The sequence below is a fragment of the Diaminobutyricimonas aerilata genome (assembly GCF_002797715.1).
Classification (GTDB): domain Bacteria; phylum Actinomycetota; class Actinomycetes; order Actinomycetales; family Microbacteriaceae; genus Diaminobutyricimonas; species Diaminobutyricimonas aerilata.
The window spans coordinates 2,576,432-2,593,415 of sequence record NZ_PGFF01000001.1 but is presented as its reverse complement, the minus strand read 5'-3'; the positions used below and the strand labels follow the sequence as shown (position 1 = coordinate 2,593,415).

The following is a 16,984-nucleotide window of genomic DNA, read 5'->3' as shown; positions in this document are numbered from 1 at the left end:
CGCCCCCACGGTTCGAAAGTAAGGACGCCACCGATGTCGACCACCGTGCAGACGCCGCGCTCCGCGGCCCCGCCCGGAGCCCCCGCCCCTTCGCGGCGCGCCGCGCCCCGCGCATCCGGACGCCGCCAGAGTCGCGGCAACCGGCTCGCCCCGTACCTGTTCACCGCGCCCGCGGTGATCCTCTACATCGCGTTCATGCTCATCCCGGTCGGCTACGCCGTGTGGCTGAGCCTGCGCGCCTACCGCATCGAGGGCGGGCTGCTCGGGCGCAAGACGGATGTGTTCGTCGGCTTCGAGAACTACGTCGCCGTGCTCACCAACCCCGACTTCGCCGCCGGGTTCGGCCGGCTCTTCGTCTACGGCATCATCGCCGTGCCGCTCACCCTCGGGCTCGCGCTGCTCTTCGCGCTCCTGCTCGACACCCCGGCCGCGCGGCTCAAGCGGTTCGGACGCACCGCCATCTTCATCCCCTACGCCGTACCCGGCGTGGTCGCGGCGCTGCTGTGGGGGTTCATGTACCTGCCCAGCACGAGCCCGTTCTCGTACATCACCCGGGCGCTCGGGCTCGGCACCATCCCGTTCCTCGAAGAGCCGGGGCTGTTCGGCTCGCTCGCGAACATCGCCATCTGGGGCGGGGTCGGGTTCAACATGATCATCATCTACACGTCGCTGCGGGGCATCCCGAGCGAGATCTACGAATCCGCCCGCCTTGACGGCGCGACCGAGACGCAGATCGCGCTGCGCATCAAGGTGCCCCTCGTGGTTCCCGCCCTCGTGCTCACCGGGGTGTTCTCCCTCATCGGCACGCTGCAGCTCTACAGCGAGCCGGCGACCCTGCAGCCGATGACGAGCGCCATCTCGAACACGTGGGTGCCGCTCATGACCATCTACCGCGACGCGTTCGGAACCGACGACCTGCCCCAGGCTGCCGCCGCCTCCACCGTGCTCGCCGTCGGCACCGTGCTCGTCTCGGTGATCATCCTGCGGATCGTCAACCGCAAGCGCATGGGAGTGAACTCGTGACCGCCGCCGTCTCCACCCGACCGCGCCCCGCATCCGCTCGCACCGATCGCGCCCGCCAGCGCAGCCGCGACGGCGGATGGGGGCTGCTGCCCACGATCGTGCTCGTGCTCGGCGCGATCTACTGCCTCATCCCCGTCGTCTGGGTGTACCTCGCGGCGAGCAAGACGCGCGGTGAGCTCTTCACCACGTTCACTTTCGCCCCCGGAACCGGGTTGTTCGAGAACCTCGGGTCGCTCTTCGCCTACCAGGGCGGGCAGTACCTGATGTGGTGCGTCAACTCGCTCATCTACTCCGGCGTCGGGTCCCTGCTGTCGGTGTTCGTGTCGGCGATGGCCGGGTACGCGCTCGCGAAGTACGAGTTCCGCGGGCGCTCGTTCCTGTTCCTCTCGATCCTCGCCGGGGTGCTCATCCCGGGCATCGTGCTCGCCGTGCCGCAATACCTGCTGCTGAGCGAGTTCAACCTCGTGGGCACGCACTGGTCGGTGCTGCTGCCGAGCATCATCAGCCCCTTCGGGATCTACCTGTCGCGCGTGTACGCGATGTCGGCGGTGCCGCAGGAGACGCTCGAAGCGGCGCGGATCGACGGGGCGGGGGAGTGGCGGATCTTCCAGCAGATCGTGCTGCCGCTCATGGTGCCCGGGATGGTGACGGTGTTCCTGCTGCAGTTCATCGGCACGTGGAACAACTTCCTGCTGCCGTACATCATGCTCTCGGACCAGGACATGTATCCGCTCACCGTCGGCCTGTTCACGCTGCTCGCGAAGGGGTCGGGCACGCCCGCCCTGTACTCGGTGGCGATCACGGGCGCCGCCGTGTCGATCATCCCGCTGCTCGCGCTCGTGCTGTTCCTGCAGCGCTACTGGCGGCTGGACCTCGTGTCGGGCGGCATCAAGGGGTAGGCGGGTCTCGGCGGGAGTCGGGGGTCTCAGCGACCCCGGCCCCGAGACCGGCCCGGTCAGCGGGGCAGGAGTCCTGCGACGAGGGCGTCGACGACCTCATCGGTCGAGGTGTCGGCGTCGAGCGGCGTCGTCAACCGGTCGAACAGCAGCCCGTCGATCGCGTAGTGGAAGAGGGCGATCTCGCGTCGGCCGCCGGGTAGGCCCGCTGCCTCGTTGAACGCGACGTCGCCGTCGAATCCGGCGCGCAGCCACGCGCCGAGCACCGCCGCGACCTCGGGGCGACGGCTGCTCTCGAGGCGCAGCTCGAAGAGGGCGAGCGTCACCTCGCGGTTCGTGGTGAGCCGGCGCACGATGTCGCGCACGTACTCCGCGAACAGCGCCCGGCTGGGGGGCTCGGATGCGCGCCGCTCGAGGTCATCCGGATCCGGCGCGAGTCGCTCGCCGATGCGGTGCACGAGCCCGTCGATGAGCGCACGGCGAGTGCGGAAGTAATTCGACGTCGTGCCGGGCGGCACCGCCGCGGCCTCGTCGAGCGCCCGGTGCGTGAGTCCGCGCGACCCCTCCGTGGCGAGCACCCGCAGGCCGGCATCCGCCAGCAGTCGTCGCCGTTCCTCATTCCTCGCCATGAACCGATGGTAGCGGAACCACTACGGATGTTGTACTCTCACTATCCACTACGTCCGTTGTGAATAGGAGTGTCATGCGAGAGCTCGTCTACTACGTCGCCGTCAGCCTCGACGGCTACATCGCCGGGCCCGACGGACAGTTCGACGCCTTCCCGATGGAGGGCGACCACATGCAGGGGATCTTCGAGCGCTTTCCGGACACGATCCCCACCGTCGCCGCCGCGGCGATGGACCTCGACCAGTCCGCCGGCCGGTTCGACACCGTGGTCATGGGCTGGAACACCTACGCCGTGGGCCTGCCCCACGGACTCACGAGCCCGTATCGGCACCTCGACCAGGTGGTGTTCACCCGCTCGCACCTGCACGACGACCTCGGCGAACGGCCGAACCTCACCGTCACCGACGAGAACCCCGTCGAGGTGGTCCGCCGGCTCAAGGCGGAACCGGGCCGCTCCATCTGGCTGTGCGGCGGCAGCGCGCTCGCGACGACCCTCGTCGATGAGATCGACCGGCTCGTGCTGAAGCGGAGCCCCCTGGTACTCGGCGACGGCATCCCGCTGTTCGCCGCGAGCGGCTATGCGCCGCGCGCGTTCGACGAGGTGTCGACGACGACGTTCCGTTCCGGCGTCGTGATCTCGGAGTACGCGCGACGCCGGTGAGCGGGCTCCGCGCGGGGCGCGATTCGTCGTGCGCTCGCGCGGCAGTCTTCCCCGCCGCGCGAGACGCACGGCTGTAGCGCCACCGTGTCGGCGGTTGGGGTGCGGCAGGATGGCGGGATGGAAGCCGAGCAGCCCGCCGATCGGCCGATGCCGCCGTTCAACGCGACGATCGCGCTGCTCACCGTGTCGCGCTCGGTGGAGCGGGCGCTCGCCGAGGCGCTCGAGCCGCGCGGGCTGAACGTGCGCAAGTACGGCATCCTCGGGCACATCGCGTCGGCGCCGGGCCTGTCGCTCAGCGAGCTCGCGCGCCGATCGGGCATCACCGTGCAGAGCACGCACACCCTCATCGGCTCGCTCGTCGCCGCCGGCTGGGTGCGTTCCGAGGTGTCCGCGAACGGGAGGCCGGCCGCGCTGTCGGTCACGGATGCTGGCACCGACCTGCTCGCCGCCGTGACGGCCGACCTTGCCGAGCTCGACGCGCGGCTCTTCGCAACTCCGGCCATGCGAGCGGTGGCGGACGCGCTCGAGGGCGCGATGCGGGAGCGGTTCGAGGAACGCTGACCTTCAGTTAGGCTGAAGCAACCATCAGCCGAACTGAAGGGTGGCCATGGAAGCCTTTCTCCTCGCCGCGCACGTGCTCGGTGGGATCCTCTTCGTGGGTCCCGTCGCCGTCGCGGCATCCCTGTTCCCCCGCTACGTTCCCCTCGCGCCGGGCGCTCCGACGAGCGACCGGCACCCGGCGGGCGAGCGCTCGCCGCGCGTCGCCGGCGCCCTGCACCGCATCACCCGCGTGTACGGACTGCTCGGGCTCGCCGTGCCGATCATCGGGCTCGCGCTCGCCTTCGTGCAGGGGCGCGTCGGCGAGGTGTGGATCACCGTCGCGATGATCGTCACCGCGCTCGCGGGCGCGCTGCTCGCCTTCCGCATCGTGCCCGCGCAAGCCGCCGCGCTCGCCGAGCCGCCCGTGCGCATCAGCCGCCTCGGCATGCTCGCCGGCGTCTTCAACCTCATGTGGGCGGCCGTCGTCATCCTCATGGTCGTGCGTCCCGGATCGGACTACGTCGGATGACCGCCGCGACGGATCGCCCGGACACCCCCAGTCGCGGCGTGCTTCGCGCGCTCACCGTGCTGTCGGTGCTCGAGGTCGGCACTCTCGCTGCGTTGCTCATCAACCTCGCGACGGTGCACGTGCGCGCGGTCACGCAGGCGATCGGGCCCACCCACGGCGCGATCTACCTCGCGGTCGTGATGATCGTCGTCTTCGCGCCCGGGTTCCGCCGGCTCGACCGCATCCTCGGCTGCCTCCCCGTCATCGGCGGCGTCGTCGCGCTCGTGCAGGCGCGCCGCCGGGCCTGACGGAGCGCGCGGGCCGGTAGCGGCCGGTCACCGTCGCGCTACGAGTTCGCGCCGGCGCGCCAGGAAGAACAGGCGCGCGACGGCGGATGTGTAGCGGATCGGGCGTGAGCCGTCGCGCCGCCGCGGATGTGTAGCGGATCGGGCGGTCATCGTCGCGCTACGAGTTCGCGCCGGCGCGCCAGGAAGGACAGGCGCGCAGCCGCGGATGTGTAGCGCGTCGGGTGTGAGCCGTCGCGCCGCCGCGGATGTGTAGCGGATCGGGTGTGAGCCGTCGCGCTACGAGTTCGCGTCGGCGCGCCAAGAGAAACAGGCGCGCGACCGCAAATGTGTAGCGGGTCGCGCCCGGACTGGCGCGGCACGGCGATCCTGTAGCGCGTCGGGCGTGGACTGGCGCGCGAGCGCGGATGTGTAGCGGGTCAGCCCTGCACGCGCGAGGCGCCGACCTCCCAGATGAACGGGGGGACCGTGCCGTTGACCGCCCAGTCGCCGACGATGCGGGACTTGTAGACCACCGGGTTGTGCGAGGCGACCGTGCGGGCGTTGCGCCAGTGCCGGTCGAGGTCCTTCGCGCCCGACGTGGCGGATGCGCCGAGGGCGTTGAAGAGCACGGTCGCGGCGCGCGGAACGGACTCGCTCAGCACCACCTGACCTTGCGCCGCGGCGATCTCCGCCTCCGCGGCGGCACGGCGGTGCTCGTCGCTGCCGCGTTCACGCTCCAGGTCGACCGCGCGCTCCAGGGCGCGCGCGACGCGCTCGACCACGGCACCCGCGGTGAACGCGACCGATGAAACCTCGCCGACGACCGCGAGCAGCTGCCCGTCGTGGCGCGCCTGCTCGGCGAGACCGTGGCTGTACACGCGGCTGCGGGCGCGCAGCTCGTCCGCCGCGTCCCGCGCCGCCGCGTGCGCGACCCCGGCGAGCACGCTCAACAGCACGAGCTGGAACAGCGCGGTCTGGTACGTGAAGCGGTCGCCGAATGCGGTGACGTGCCGGGCCTCCACGCGGGCGCCGTCGAACACGGCCGTGCCGGTGCCGGTCAGCCGCTGCCCGAAACCGTCCCAGTCGTCGGAGACCGTCACCTCGGGCAGCGCGGTCGAGACGAGCACGGTCACCTGTGCGCCGTCCTCGGTGGTCGCCGTCACCTCCGCCCACTCCGAGAACAGCGTGCCGGTCGTGTAGTACTTGCGGCCGGTGAGGCGCCACGCGTCGCCGTCACGCCGCAGCACCGTCTCGGAGCTGCCGACGGTGGCGGCGCCCGTCTCGCTCCACGCGTTGCCGACCGTCTCGCCGGCCACGAAGCGGGTGAACCACTCCGCGCGCGTGGCCTCGTCGGCGGCCCAGAGCTGCTCCTCGACGAAGGCGATGTGTCCGCGGAAGATCTGCGGCAGGTTCGAGTCGGCCTCCGCGAGCTCGACGAGCAGCGACGTGAACTCGGTCAGCGACAACCCCGCGCCGCCGTAGTGCACCGGGATGCGCAGCGCACCGAATCCGGCCTCTTTGAGCGCCCGCACCGCATCCGTGGGCAGCTCGCGGTCGCGGTCGCGACGGGCGGCGTCGGCGCGGAACACGTCGAACAGCGGACGGAAGCGGGCGCGCGCCTCGTCGAGGGTGGAGCGCCGAGCGGAATCGGTGAGCGTCATCGGGGTCTCCTGCCGGTCAGGTGTAGAGCGAGATCGGCTGCACGACGCCGGTGAGGAAATGCGCCCCCACCTCGAGCTTCTTGTAGTCGACGGGGTCGTGCAGCGAGTGGGTGCGGATGTTGCGCCAGTGCAGGTCGAGACCCACCGACGAGGCGGCCGAGCTCGATCCGGTCGCCTCGAACACGCGGTTGGCGACGTCGATCGCGGTGTCGCTCGAGACGACCTTGAGCGTCGCGATCTCGATCTCGAGGGCCGCCCGGTGTTCGGCGGTCAGCTCGTGCCCGAGCGAGATCGTGCGATCGAACGACCGGTTCGCGCGATCGGCGAGCGCCTCGACGGCGGCGGTGCGGGCGACGAGCTCGCCGTACAGGCGGCGCACGAACGGGTCGTCGCGGTACAGCTCGGCCGGACTCAGGAACCACGAGTTGGGCCGGGCGTTGGTGAGGCGGCGCGCCTGTTCGAGCGCGCCCTGGGCGATGCCGAGGTAGAGGTTGCCGAAGACGAGCTGGATGCCCGGGGTGACGAGCGTCTCGAACGGGTCGTCGCTCGCGAAGCCGAGCACGTGCTCCGGGTCGACGCGCACGTCGTGATAGCGCACGGTGTTGCTCGCCGAGAGGCGCTGGCCGAGGAAGTCCCACCCGTCGACGAGTTCCACCCCTTCGTGCCCGAACGGCAGCACCACGAACGCGAACCGGCCGGCGTGCGGTCCCTCCGAAACGACGGCGTTGATGAGCAACGCGTCGCCGACGCCGGAACCGGTGGAGAAGCGCTTCGTGCCGGTGAGCCGGAACCCGTCGCCGTCGGGGGTGAGCGCGAGGTCGGGGTCGACCGGGTTGACGGAGTCGCCCCACAGCCAGCGGCCCTCGATCGACCGCCGGTACCACTGCTCCCGCTCGTCCGCCGGGGCGATCAGGGCGATGTTCGCCGAGTTGATGTAGTGGTAGCCGAGCAGCTGCGCGATCGACGCGTCGGTGCGGGCGAGGATGCGCACCGCGAGCAACGCGGACTCCCAGTGCGCGCCGCCCCCGCCGTACTCGGCCGGGTCGAGCAGGGTGGTGAGCCCCGCCTCCTTGAGCAGCCGGCTCTCCCCGAACGGCTGCGCGTTGGCGCGGTCGCGTTCGAGCGCATCCTGCTGAAGCGTGGCCGCGACGCGCTCGGCGACCCCCGTCCAGCGTTCGAGCTCGGCAGCATCCGCCTCGCCGTGCCAGGGGCTGCGGGCGGCGCGGGTGTCGGAAGCGGTGGAAGTCATGTCGTCCTCCTGACGAGATGTCGGTGCTCAGTGGGCGGCGGCGGGGGCGCCGACCGGCGCCTCGGAGTCGGCGACGCTCGGGGCGTCGGCGAACGCGCCGCGGTACCGGTGGGCGGGATGCCACTCGGGCACGACCGGGCTGCCGCTCAACCGGTCGCGGAAGGTGCCCTCGGGGTACTCCTCCCACACCCGTCCGCGGCGCCGCAGCTCGGGTACCGCGAGTTCGACGAAGTCCTCGAAGGTGCCCGGCGTCACCACGTAGGCGAGGTTGAACCCGTCGATGCCGCCCACCTCGACCCAGCGCTCGAGCTCGTCGGCGACCGTGGTCGGGCTGCCGACGATGACCGGACCGATGCCGCCGATGCCGACGTAGTCGGCGATGTCGCCGGTCGTCCACTCGCGGGTCGGGTCGGCCGTGGTGAAGATCGACAGCGCGGACCGGGCGGCGTCCGTGTCGACGTAACGCAGCACCTGGTCCGGGTCGTACGTGGACAGGTCGAGGCCCGACCATCCTCCGTAGAGCGCGAGGGCGCCCTCGCGTGAGACGTAGCGGCGGTAGTCGTCGTACTTCGCCTGTGCCGCCGCATCCGTCTCGGCCACGATCACGGTCGCGAGGGTGAGGATCTTGACCGATTCGCGCGGACGGCCCTGCGCCTCGGCGCGGTCGCGGATGTCGTCGGTGATGCGCCGGGTGACCTCGGGCACGAGCCCGTTGATGAAGATCGCCTCGCCGTGACGCGCTGCGAACTCCCGGCCGCGCGGCGAGGCGCCGGCCTGGAAGATCACCGGGGTGCGCTGCGGCGACGGCTCGGAGAGGTGGAAGCCGGGCACGTCGTAGAACTTGCCGTGGTGCTCGATCGGGTGCACCTTCTCCGGATCGGTGAAGACGCCGGACTCCCGGTCGCGCCGCACCGCGCCGTCTTCCCACGACCCCTCCCACAGCTTGTAGACCACATCGAGGAACTCCTCCGCGATCTCGTAGCGGTCGTCGTGCTTGATCTGGGTGCCGAGTCCGAGGTTGCGGGCGGCGCTCTCGAGGTACGACGTGACGACGTTCCAGCCGACGCGGCCGTTCGTGAAGTGGTCGAGCGTCGTGAAGGTGCGGGCGAGCGCGTACGGCAGCTCGTAGGTGGAGGCGACCGTCACGCCGAACCCGAGGTGCCGGGTCACCGCCGCCATCGCGGGGATCTGCAGCAGCGGATCGCCGACCGGCACCTGCGCCGCATCGCGCAGGGCCGCGGCGCCGGAGCCGCGGTACACGTCGTACACGCCGACGACGTCGGCGAGGAACAACCCGTCGAAGGTGCCGCGCTCGAGCAGCTGCGCGAGTTCCGTCCAGTACTCCAGGCGCGCGTACTCGTCGGCCCGATTCTCCGGATGACGCCACAGACCCGGGGCCTGGTGCGTGACGCAGCTCATGTCGAACGCGTTCAGGATGATCCTCTTGCTCACGCGCATTCCCTTCGTTCCCGGCCGGTGGCGGCCCGACGGTCGGGAGACTAACAACGGCTCTCGGGCCCGCGGGAGGGGCCGCGCAACACGACGCAACACAACGCATCCGGCCGTGTGACGCGGATTGTTTCGCCGGATGACGGTGCGTTGCACCGTCTTACACGCGCTCTCGTGCGGTCCGTCGAGGTCTCCCTAACATGAGCGACGCGTTCACCCGAGCGCCGACCCGAGGAGGACCTCCCATGACCGACGCCGCCGTCTCGCGACGCCGACTCGCCCTTCCCGCCGCGTTCGTTGCGGCCGCCTTCGTGCTCGCCGGATGCGCCTCCGGCTCGTCCGCCTCCGAGGGCGACGGGGACTTCTCGGGCGAGGAACTGAGCGTGCTCATGATCACCTCGCACGAGGGGGCGGCGAACCTCCTCGCCAAGGAGTTCGAGAAGGAGACCGGCGCCGTCATCAAGCCGGTCATCGTGCCCTACGACGAGATCGGCAACACCCTCGCCCTCGACCAGCAGTCCGGGGCCAACACCATCGACGTCGCGGCGCCCTGGTACGTATCGATCGGCGACCTCGCCGCCGACGGGGCCATCAAGGACCTCACCGACTGGATCGAGTCCGACGACGAGATCGACACCGAGGACTTCATCCCCTCGATCTACGACCCGTACACGCTCGTCGACGGGCAGCGGTACGGACTGCCGTTCGACGGCGACACCCACGTGCTCTTCTACAACAAGGAGATCCTCGCGCGGAACGGCTTCACCACTCCGCCGGCGACGTGGGACGAGTACATCGAGCAGTCCGCGACGATCACCCGCAACGAGTCCGCCAACGGGGTGTACGGCAACGTCATCTTCGGGCAGAAGTCGCCGCTCATCCTCGGGGCGAGCTACGCGAACCGGCTCGCCGGATTCGGCGGGGAGTTCGTCGACGACGACGGCAAGCCCGCGATCGACTCGCCGGAGGCGATCGCGGCGGCCCAGTCGCTCGTCGACGCGCTCGACTCGGCCGTGCCGACGCCCGCGACGACCGCGTTCGGTGAGGGCAACGGCGCCTGGTACGCCGGCAAGGCCGCCTTCATCGAGAACTGGACCGACCTCGGCGTCGGATCGCAGATCGGCGAGGACTCCACGGTGAAGGACAAGTGGGGCGTCACCACCCTGCCGGTCGGCGGCGACAACACCGAGTCGCGCGCCTCCCTCGTCGCCGGGTTCACGTGGGTGATCGCGGAGAACACCGAGAAGGAGGAGCTCGCCAAGGAGTTCATCAAGTGGGCGGCGTCGAGCGAGGTGAACGAGGAGCTGCTCGTCTCGGACCCGCAGACCGGCATCGACCCGAACCGCAGGTCGTCGCTCGAGAGCGCCGCGTACGGCGAGGCCTACCCGGAGCTGCAGGAGGTGAACCGCGCGACGCTGCAGGGCACGCTCGCCTGGCCGACGGGGGAGAACGCGACGCAGGCGGCCGAGATCCTCACCGACGAGCTCGCGAAGCTCATCGCCGGCGACGGTGGTTCCGCCGAGGAGACGATGAAGCGCGTGCAGTCCGAGTGGGAAGAGATCCTTGGCTGAGACCTCCCTGCCGCTCCCCGCGGCAGCCGTGCGCTCGCGCATCCGTCGCCGTTCACGGCGGGGGGATGCGCGGGCGCATCGGCTGTTCGTCAGCCCGGCCGTGCTCGCCCTGCTCGTGCTCGGTCTCTACCCGCTGCTGTTCATCGTCGCCGCCGCGTTCTCGGAGTCGTCGCTCGGCAAGCCGTTCCAGGAGTGGGTCGGCACGGCGAACCTCGAAGCGGCGCTGCTGGATGCGGACATCGTCGCTTCGCTCGTGCGCGGCACGGCGTACGCGGTCGGCGTCTCGGTCGTGAGTCTCGTGCTCGGGGTGGTGGTTGCGCTCGCGTTGCGGCACTCGGTGGCGAGCGGCTCGATCGTACGCACCGTGCTGCTGCTGCCGCTCATCATGCCGCCGGTGATCGTCGGCACGCTGTGGAAGCTCGTCTACAACCCCGGCGGCGGACTGCTCGCCACCGTGACCGGGTTCGCGGGCGGGGACCCCGCGAGCGTGTCGCCGCTGTCGTCGTCCGCGTGGTCGCTGCCGGCGATCGCCGTCGCCGACGTGTGGGAGTGGACCCCGCTCGTGGCGCTCCTCGTGTTCACCGCGCTCCTCGCGCAGGACGAGGAGCCGATCGAGGCGGCGCGGCTCGACGGCGCCCACGGGTTCGGGTTGTTCCGGCACATCACCCTGCCCGCGATCGCCGGGGTCGTGGCGGCGGCGTTCTTCATCCGCCTCGTGCTCGCCTTCAAGGTGTTCGACCTGATCTTCATGATGACCTCGGGCGGTCCGGGGCAGTCGACGACGACGGCGTCGTACATCGTCTACCAGCTCGCGTTGCGGGAGTTCGACGTCGGTATGGCCGCCGCCGTCACCCTGTTGCTCGCCGTCGTGGTGACCGTCGTCACCCTTCCCGTCGCGTTCCTGACCCGGAGGTTGCAGGCGAACCATGAGTCGTGAACGCACCACCCGCCCGGGTGGGAACCGCATGTCCACCGCCGTCGTGGCGATCACCCTCGCCGTCGTGATCGTGCCGCTCGCCTACCTCGCGTCGGTGTCGCTCATGGGCCGCGACGAGGTCACCTCGGGCGTGCTCGTGCCCGCAACACCGGCGTGGTCGAACTGGTCGGACGTCGTCACCGGCACGGAGCTGTTGCGCGGTGTGGGCAACTCCCTCTTCGCCGCCGCGGTCGGCGCGGCGCTCACGCTCGCGTTCGCCCTGCCGGCGGCGTGGGCGATCGTGCGGTACCGCACCGGCGGGGCCACCCTCGGCGGAACGCTCATGAGCCCGTGGCTGCTGCCGCCGATCGTCGCCGTGGTGCCGTTGTTCACCCTGTTGCGCATCCTGGAACTCAACAACACCCTCATCGGGCTCACGCTCGTCTACGCGCTCGTGAACCTGCCGGTCGCGATCTGGCTGCTGGAGGGTTTCCTGCGCAGACTGCCCAGCGAGCTCGACGAGGCGGCGCGGATGGACGGGGCCGGCCCGGTGCGACTGCTGCTGTCGATCATCGCGCCGGTCGTCTCGCCCGCCCTCGTCTCGATCGGCATCATCGTGGCGATCCTGAACTACAACGAGTTCCTGCTGGCCACGTTCCTCACGCAGAGCGACGACGCCCAGACGCTGCCCGTGGTGCTGTCGATGTTCTACGGCGAGCGCACGCCCCACTACGGCAAGATCGCGGCCGCCTCCCTCGTCGGGATCGTGCCCGTCTTCGCCGCCGCGGTGCTCTTCCAGCGGCGCCTCGTCGGCGGGCTCGCCGCGGGCAGCGTCAAGTAGGCCCGATCCACTTCTGGACGCACGCTGAACGCCGGCTGACAGCGGCCGGTCCTCCGGACTAGCCTCGGCACCGAGACGGACCGGGGGAGGGGAATCGTGAGACGCACCATCGCGCTCCTGGTGACCGGCGTGCTGGCGGCGGCGCTGACCGCATGCGGCGTCAGCATCCCGACCGACCCGTACGGCACCCTCGACCGCGTGCGCGGTGGCACGCTCGTGGTCGGCGCGACCGCCAACGAGGAGTGGGTGCAGATCGACGGTGCCGTGCCGACCGGCAGTGAACCGGAACTCGTCGAGCGGTTCGCGGAGCACCTGGACGCGCGAGTCGAGTGGGTGACCGGCAGCGAGCAGGAACTCATCGACCGGCTCGACCGCGGCGAGATCGACATGGCCGTCGGCGGGTTCGCGAACGACACCCCGTGGTCGGAGAAGGCGGCGATGACCGCCGCGTACGTCGACGAGGTCGATGAGCAGGGCGAGACCGTGAAGCACGTGATGCTCACCCGGATGGGCGAGAACGCGTTCCTGCTCGAACTCGAGACGTTCCTCACGGAGAAGGCATGAGCGTGAGCGAGCGCACGAACCCGAAGGGCTGGTTCGGACACACCAGGCTGCCGGATGAGCAACAGCGCGCCCTCGCCCAGGCCACGCGCCTCGAGTGGGCGACCATCGGATTCCTCGCCGTCACGGTGACGATCGTGGCCCTCGTGCTCGGCAGTTCGCAGGCCATGCGGGCGGCGTGGATCGAGGACATGCTCTCGTTCCTCCCGCCGATCGCGTTCCTCGTCGCGACGCGGGTGGTGCGGTTGAAGCCGACCGTCGCGCATCCGTACGGCTTCCACCGCGCGACGGGCGTCGCGCACCTCGTCGCCGCGGTGGCGCTGCTCGTGATGGGCTTCTACCTCTTCTTCGACTCCGCATCCAAGCTCGTGTCCGCGGAGCATCCGAGCATCGGCGGCATCACCCTCTTCGGCGTCACCTTCTGGTTGGGCTGGCTCATGATCGCCGCCCTCGCGATCACGAGCATCCCGCCCGTCATCCTCGGCCGGATGAAGCTCAAGCGCGCCGAAGCGCTGCACGACAAGGTGCTGTATGCCGACGCCGACATGAACAAGGCCGACTGGCAGACCGCGGCCGCGGGCATCGCGGGCATCCTCGGCATCGGGGTCGGACTCTGGTGGGCGGACGCGGCCGCGGCGCTCATCATCTCGGCGAGCATCGGCTGGGACGGGATGAAGAACGTGCGCGGCGCGATCGGCGCGCTCATGGACGCGTCGGCGAAGACGTACGACGACAAGAAGCCGCATCCGCTCGCCGCGCGCATCGACCGCACCCTGCGGGAGCTGCGGTGGGTCGAGCAGGCCCGCTCGCGCGTGCGGGACGAGGGACACGTGTTCCACATCGAGTCGTTCGTGGTGCCCAAGCGCGGGCGCATGCCGAAGCTCGAACAACTCGAGCAGGCGCGGGAGCTGTGCTCCTCGCTCGACTGGAAGGTGCAGGACATGGTCATCGTGCCGGTCGCTGAGCTTCCGGACGAGTTCCTGCCCGGCGTGACGTCGGGCGGGGAGCGGTAGGGCTCCGTTCCCTGAGCCCTGTCGAAGGGAACGGACGCGCAGCCCGCTCCGACGCGCTCAGCCGGGTGGGGTGAGAGCGGCGGTCGCGGTCGGCACGTGCGGCAGTGCGCGGGCGTCCGCCATGTCGGCTCCGGTGAGCGCGCCGGAGAGACCGCGGTGCCCGCGCGTGAACGGCACCGACGTGAACGACACGAGCACCACGAGCGAGGTCAGCACGCTCAGCAGCGCGAACGGCGCGTAACCGCCGAAGTCGCCGAGCGCGAGCCCGAGCGTGTAGGCGCCGCCGGTGACGGATGCCCGCGCCAGACGTTGCCCGGTGGATCCGGGCGCGCCGTCCCAGACGGGCGCGAGGAACACGATCCGCTGACCGAGCGACGCGCCGTATCCGAAGAGCGCCGGGACGAAGAACACGAGCAGCCCGGGCACGAGGTGCGCGACGACGTGTTCGATCGGGTGCGGGGCGACCTCCGACGTGCCCGCGATGAGGGTGCGGAGGAGGGTGGCGGCAACCGAGACGACGGAGCTGATGAAGCCGAAGATCAGCACGTCGAGCAGCATGCCCAACCAGCGCCGCCAGCCGCTCACCGGCCGCGGCTCGAGGCGCGTCGCTTCGAGGTCGCGTCGTCGGGGCATCCACCACAGCACGGCGGGGGCGACGAGTCCGCCGAGCACCGCGCCGAGCGTGTTGGCGAGCACGTCGTCGACATCGGCGACGCGGTAGGAGCAGGCGTAGAGACCGAACAGGCCGGTGTACTGCGTCAGCTCGATGAGCACCGATCCGGCGAAGCCGACGATCGTGGTCGTGAGCGTGCCGCGGTGGAAGTAGCGCCGCACGAACACGCCGAGCGGCACGAAAAGGGCCACGTTCAACACGACCTGCAGCGACGCCCGGCTGGTAGCCAGGCCGAGTGGTGACGCGCCCGGATTCTCGCGCGCGATGTCGTCGATGAAGTGGAAGGGGATGAGGTTGACGAGCCGCGACTGGTCCGCCGCGCAGGCCTGCTCAGGTGACGGGAGAGGCAGCAGCGTGTAGGCGACCAGGGCGACACCGTAGATGCTGAGCGCGACCGCGCCGAGCATCCGCCGCGCGCTGATGCGGCCGTACCGGCGGTACTGCACCATGACCGCGGGTACGAGCAGCGCTCCGAAGAGCAGCAGCCCCCCGAAGACGCCGAACCCGGCCTGCCACGTCCACTCACCCATTGCCCCGAGCTTACGGATGCGTGCCGCCGCAGGCGTCGGCCGTGCGATGCAGTCGGGTCGATCCTCGGATGGACGTCGCGCTCGCCGAGCTCGGCGATGGGTGGTCGCTGAGCGAGCCTGTCGAAGCGCAACCCTGGGCGGGGCCGGCACGACGAAGCGGGCCGCCGCCCGAAGGCAACGGCCCGCTCGTTCGCGGATGGATCAGCGGGCGCTGCGGCGACGCAGACCGATCGCGATGAGGGCGGACCCGACCGCGAGCATGCCCGCGGTCAGCACACCGAGCGGGGTGACCTGCTCGACACCGGTGGATGCGAGGCGGTCGTCGTCCGAGGTGGTGCTGCGCGCGGGGGTCACGACGGCCGGGGTGGGCTGTGCGGTGCCGGGCTGGTCGGGGGCGCCGCCGATGGGGTCGGTCGGCTCTTCACCGCCGTTGCCGGGGTCGACGGGGTCGACGACCTCTTCGACGGTGTAGTCGAAGATGACGCTGACCTCGTTGCCGGCGGCGTCGGTGCTCGTCAGCAGCACGGAATGACCGCCGAGGTCCCGAGTGTCGAGCAGCTCGCCGCTCTGCACCTCACTGGAGCACTCCGCGACGCCCGAGGTCGTGTCGGTGCATTCGTAACCGAACTCGATCTCCGCGTTCTGGGCGACGACGGCGCCGTTCCCGACGGGTGCTCCGGATGCGTCGTGGGCCGCGTGGGCGATGACCGGCACGACGGTGTCGCGGCGCACCGTGATCGTCTGCTGCTCACTGCGGTTGCCCGCCGCGTCCTCGGCGTAGTAGGTGATGTCGAACACCCCGTCGGTGTCGATCAACGTCGCGGCCCGCGTGTCACGCACCGTGGTCGGCCACCGGCCCGGCACCTGATAGGTGATCGACACGCCCTCCTCTGTGGTGTCATGCACCTGGAACTCGACGCGGGTCTCCCCGGTGAACCACTCATCGTTCGTGTGCGGACCGGATGCGACGGCGGTGATCGCGGGAGCGGTGATGTCGTCGTCGACCACGGAGTACCGGAACGGGATGACGGTCTCGTTGCCGGCGACATCGCGCGCCATCACGTCGACCGTGTGCTCGCCCACGGTGCTCGTGTCGAGCATGCCCTCGAGGCGGTCCTCGTCGTAGCAGGAGTCGACGCCGGAGAGGTCGTCCGCGCAGAGGTAGCCGAGGCTTACCTCGAAGTCGAGCGGATAGACCGAGTCCTGCGGCTGCGAGAACGTCGCCACGTACGGCGCGGCCAGGTCGATGTTCACGGCACTCGTGGCCACGGCCGAGCGGTTGTCCGCCCAATCGACCGCGTAGGCGCTGAATACGTGCTCTCCGCCGGTCTCGATCGTGGCCGCGCCGCCGGGACCGACGATCCAGTGCTCCGGACCACCGTCGATGGAGTACACGATGCCTCGCAGGTTGTTCCCCGGGTCGCCCGCGGCGAGCGTGATCTTGACTGCGCCGGTGTACCAGCCGCGGGGGGATGCGGGCGGCACCTCGACGATGATCGACGGCGCGGTCGTGTCTGGGTCGGCCAGGGCGATCGGCTGCGAGGTCGCGACCTCCGGCTCAGCCGGTGCCGGCGTGGCAGCGGACGCCGGGTCCGCGGCGGGTCGAGCCGGCTCGACCGGCGCCTGCTTGGTCGGTCCGGTCGTCGGTTCGGCGGTGGGCTGGGTCGGAGCCTCGACGGGCGCGTCGGTGGCGGCGGGCTGGGCCACAGCCGCGGCGGGTGCGTCGGTTGAGACGGGCGCCTGCTCGGCGGCGGGCCCGATCTCGTCGGCGACCGCCGCCCCGCCGTAGACGAGGGAGAGCAGGATCGCTCCGGTGGCGGCGCCCGCGGCGACGCGGCGAGAGCTGATGCGGGTGTTCATGGCTGTCCTTGTTACTCGGGGGATCAGGTCGGGAACCACGTTATGAGCGGTGTTCAGTGCCGGGAGAGCGTCGCGGAGCGCTGCAACGGTGTTGCAATGCGGATGCGGAAGGGCCGCC

Annotated in this window: 17 protein-coding genes; 11 read left to right on the top strand and 6 right to left on the bottom strand. The window is 70.6% G+C overall.

Annotation, left to right across the window (positions count from 1 at the left end; genetic code table 11):
- The first annotated feature begins 33 nt into the window (after positions 1-33).
- Together CLV46_RS12495 and CLV46_RS12490 are read left to right on the top strand one after the other, a co-directional pair.
- Positions 34-1,023, top strand: coding sequence for a carbohydrate ABC transporter permease (locus tag CLV46_RS12495; RefSeq protein ID WP_245866814.1), 990 nt, complete (start codon positions 34-36; stop codon positions 1,021-1,023).
- On the top strand, positions 1,020-1,922 hold the full coding sequence (locus tag CLV46_RS12490; protein ID WP_100365077.1) for a carbohydrate ABC transporter permease: 903 nt from the start codon (positions 1,020-1,022) through the stop codon (positions 1,920-1,922). Before CLV46_RS12495 ends, CLV46_RS12490 begins: the two co-directional genes overlap by 4 nt.
- Before the next feature lie 56 nt (positions 1,923-1,978).
- Here the strand turns inward: CLV46_RS12490 and CLV46_RS12485 are convergent, their stop codons facing one another.
- Positions 1,979-2,548 (bottom strand): TetR/AcrR family transcriptional regulator, encoded by a 570-nt coding sequence (locus CLV46_RS12485; RefSeq protein ID WP_100365076.1) that lies wholly within the window; start codon positions 2,546-2,548, stop codon positions 1,979-1,981.
- 74 nt (positions 2,549-2,622) lie between these two features.
- Here CLV46_RS12485 and CLV46_RS12480 point away from each other — a divergent pair, with 74 nt between their 5' ends.
- The 4 genes from CLV46_RS12480 (at position 2,623) to CLV46_RS12465 (ending at position 4,563) form a co-directional block, all read left to right on the top strand.
- Positions 2,623-3,207 carry a dihydrofolate reductase family protein gene (locus CLV46_RS12480; RefSeq protein ID WP_100365075.1) on the top strand — a complete coding sequence of 195 codons (585 nt, stop codon included), beginning with the start codon at positions 2,623-2,625 and terminating at the stop codon, positions 3,205-3,207.
- Positions 3,208-3,324: 117 nt separating this feature from the next.
- The gene (locus CLV46_RS12475) at positions 3,325-3,768 is read left to right on the top strand and encodes a MarR family winged helix-turn-helix transcriptional regulator (protein WP_100365074.1); all 444 of its coding nucleotides are present in this window, start codon (positions 3,325-3,327) and stop codon (positions 3,766-3,768) included.
- Positions 3,769-3,814: 46 nt separating this feature from the next.
- Positions 3,815-4,276, top strand: a complete 462-nt coding sequence (locus CLV46_RS12470; protein ID WP_100365073.1) for a hypothetical protein — start codon at positions 3,815-3,817, stop codon at positions 4,274-4,276.
- Entirely contained in the window at positions 4,273-4,563 is a 291-nt protein-coding gene (locus CLV46_RS12465; protein ID WP_100365072.1) for a hypothetical protein, read from the top strand. The genes CLV46_RS12470 and CLV46_RS12465 overlap by 4 nt, the downstream gene beginning before the upstream one ends.
- 416 nt (positions 4,564-4,979) lie before the next feature.
- Here the strand turns inward: CLV46_RS12465 and CLV46_RS12460 are convergent, their stop codons facing one another.
- From CLV46_RS12460 to CLV46_RS12450, 3 genes are read right to left on the bottom strand one after another with little or no spacing between them, the layout of a single operon-like run.
- Positions 4,980-6,203 (bottom strand): acyl-CoA dehydrogenase family protein, encoded by a 1,224-nt coding sequence (locus CLV46_RS12460; RefSeq protein ID WP_100365071.1) that lies wholly within the window; start codon positions 6,201-6,203, stop codon positions 4,980-4,982.
- Positions 6,204-6,219: 16 nt separating this feature from the next.
- Positions 6,220-7,452, bottom strand: a complete 1,233-nt coding sequence (locus CLV46_RS12455; RefSeq protein ID WP_100365070.1) for an acyl-CoA dehydrogenase family protein — start codon at positions 7,450-7,452, stop codon at positions 6,220-6,222.
- Between the two features lie 27 nt (positions 7,453-7,479).
- Positions 7,480-8,904: an LLM class flavin-dependent oxidoreductase gene (locus CLV46_RS12450; protein WP_100366047.1), complete on the bottom strand. Its 1,425-nt coding sequence runs from the start codon at positions 8,902-8,904 to the stop codon at positions 7,480-7,482.
- A 242-nt stretch (positions 8,905-9,146) separates the two neighbouring features.
- On the opposite strand from CLV46_RS12450, the gene CLV46_RS12445 reads away from it, so the two are divergent.
- The 5 genes from CLV46_RS12445 (at position 9,147) to CLV46_RS12425 (ending at position 13,803) form a co-directional block, all read left to right on the top strand.
- Positions 9,147-10,472, top strand: coding sequence for an ABC transporter substrate-binding protein (locus CLV46_RS12445; protein WP_100365069.1), 1,326 nt, complete (start codon positions 9,147-9,149; stop codon positions 10,470-10,472).
- Positions 10,465-11,409, top strand: a complete 945-nt coding sequence (locus CLV46_RS12440) for a carbohydrate ABC transporter permease (protein ID WP_100365068.1) — start codon at positions 10,465-10,467, stop codon at positions 11,407-11,409. The genes CLV46_RS12445 and CLV46_RS12440 overlap by 8 nt, the downstream gene beginning before the upstream one ends.
- Before the next feature lie 28 nt (positions 11,410-11,437).
- Positions 11,438-12,229, top strand: coding sequence for a carbohydrate ABC transporter permease (locus CLV46_RS12435; protein WP_245866810.1), 792 nt, complete (start codon positions 11,438-11,440; stop codon positions 12,227-12,229).
- Between the two features lie 96 nt (positions 12,230-12,325).
- The gene (locus CLV46_RS12430; protein ID WP_100365066.1) at positions 12,326-12,793 is read left to right on the top strand and encodes a transporter substrate-binding domain-containing protein; all 468 of its coding nucleotides are present in this window, start codon (positions 12,326-12,328) and stop codon (positions 12,791-12,793) included.
- Complete coding sequence (locus CLV46_RS12425) at positions 12,790-13,803, top strand: cation efflux transmembrane domain-containing protein (protein WP_100365065.1); 1,014 nt, start codon at positions 12,790-12,792, stop codon at positions 13,801-13,803. Before CLV46_RS12430 ends, CLV46_RS12425 begins: the two co-directional genes overlap by 4 nt.
- Positions 13,804-13,860: 57 nt before the next feature.
- On the opposite strand, the gene CLV46_RS12420 is transcribed toward CLV46_RS12425, so the two are convergent.
- Positions 13,861-15,006: a VanZ family protein gene (locus CLV46_RS12420; RefSeq protein ID WP_100365064.1), complete on the bottom strand. Its 1,146-nt coding sequence runs from the start codon at positions 15,004-15,006 to the stop codon at positions 13,861-13,863.
- Between the two features lie 201 nt (positions 15,007-15,207).
- Complete coding sequence (locus CLV46_RS12415) at positions 15,208-16,866, bottom strand: hypothetical protein (protein ID WP_100365063.1); 1,659 nt, start codon at positions 16,864-16,866, stop codon at positions 15,208-15,210.
- Between the last annotated feature and the right edge of the window lie 118 nt (positions 16,867-16,984).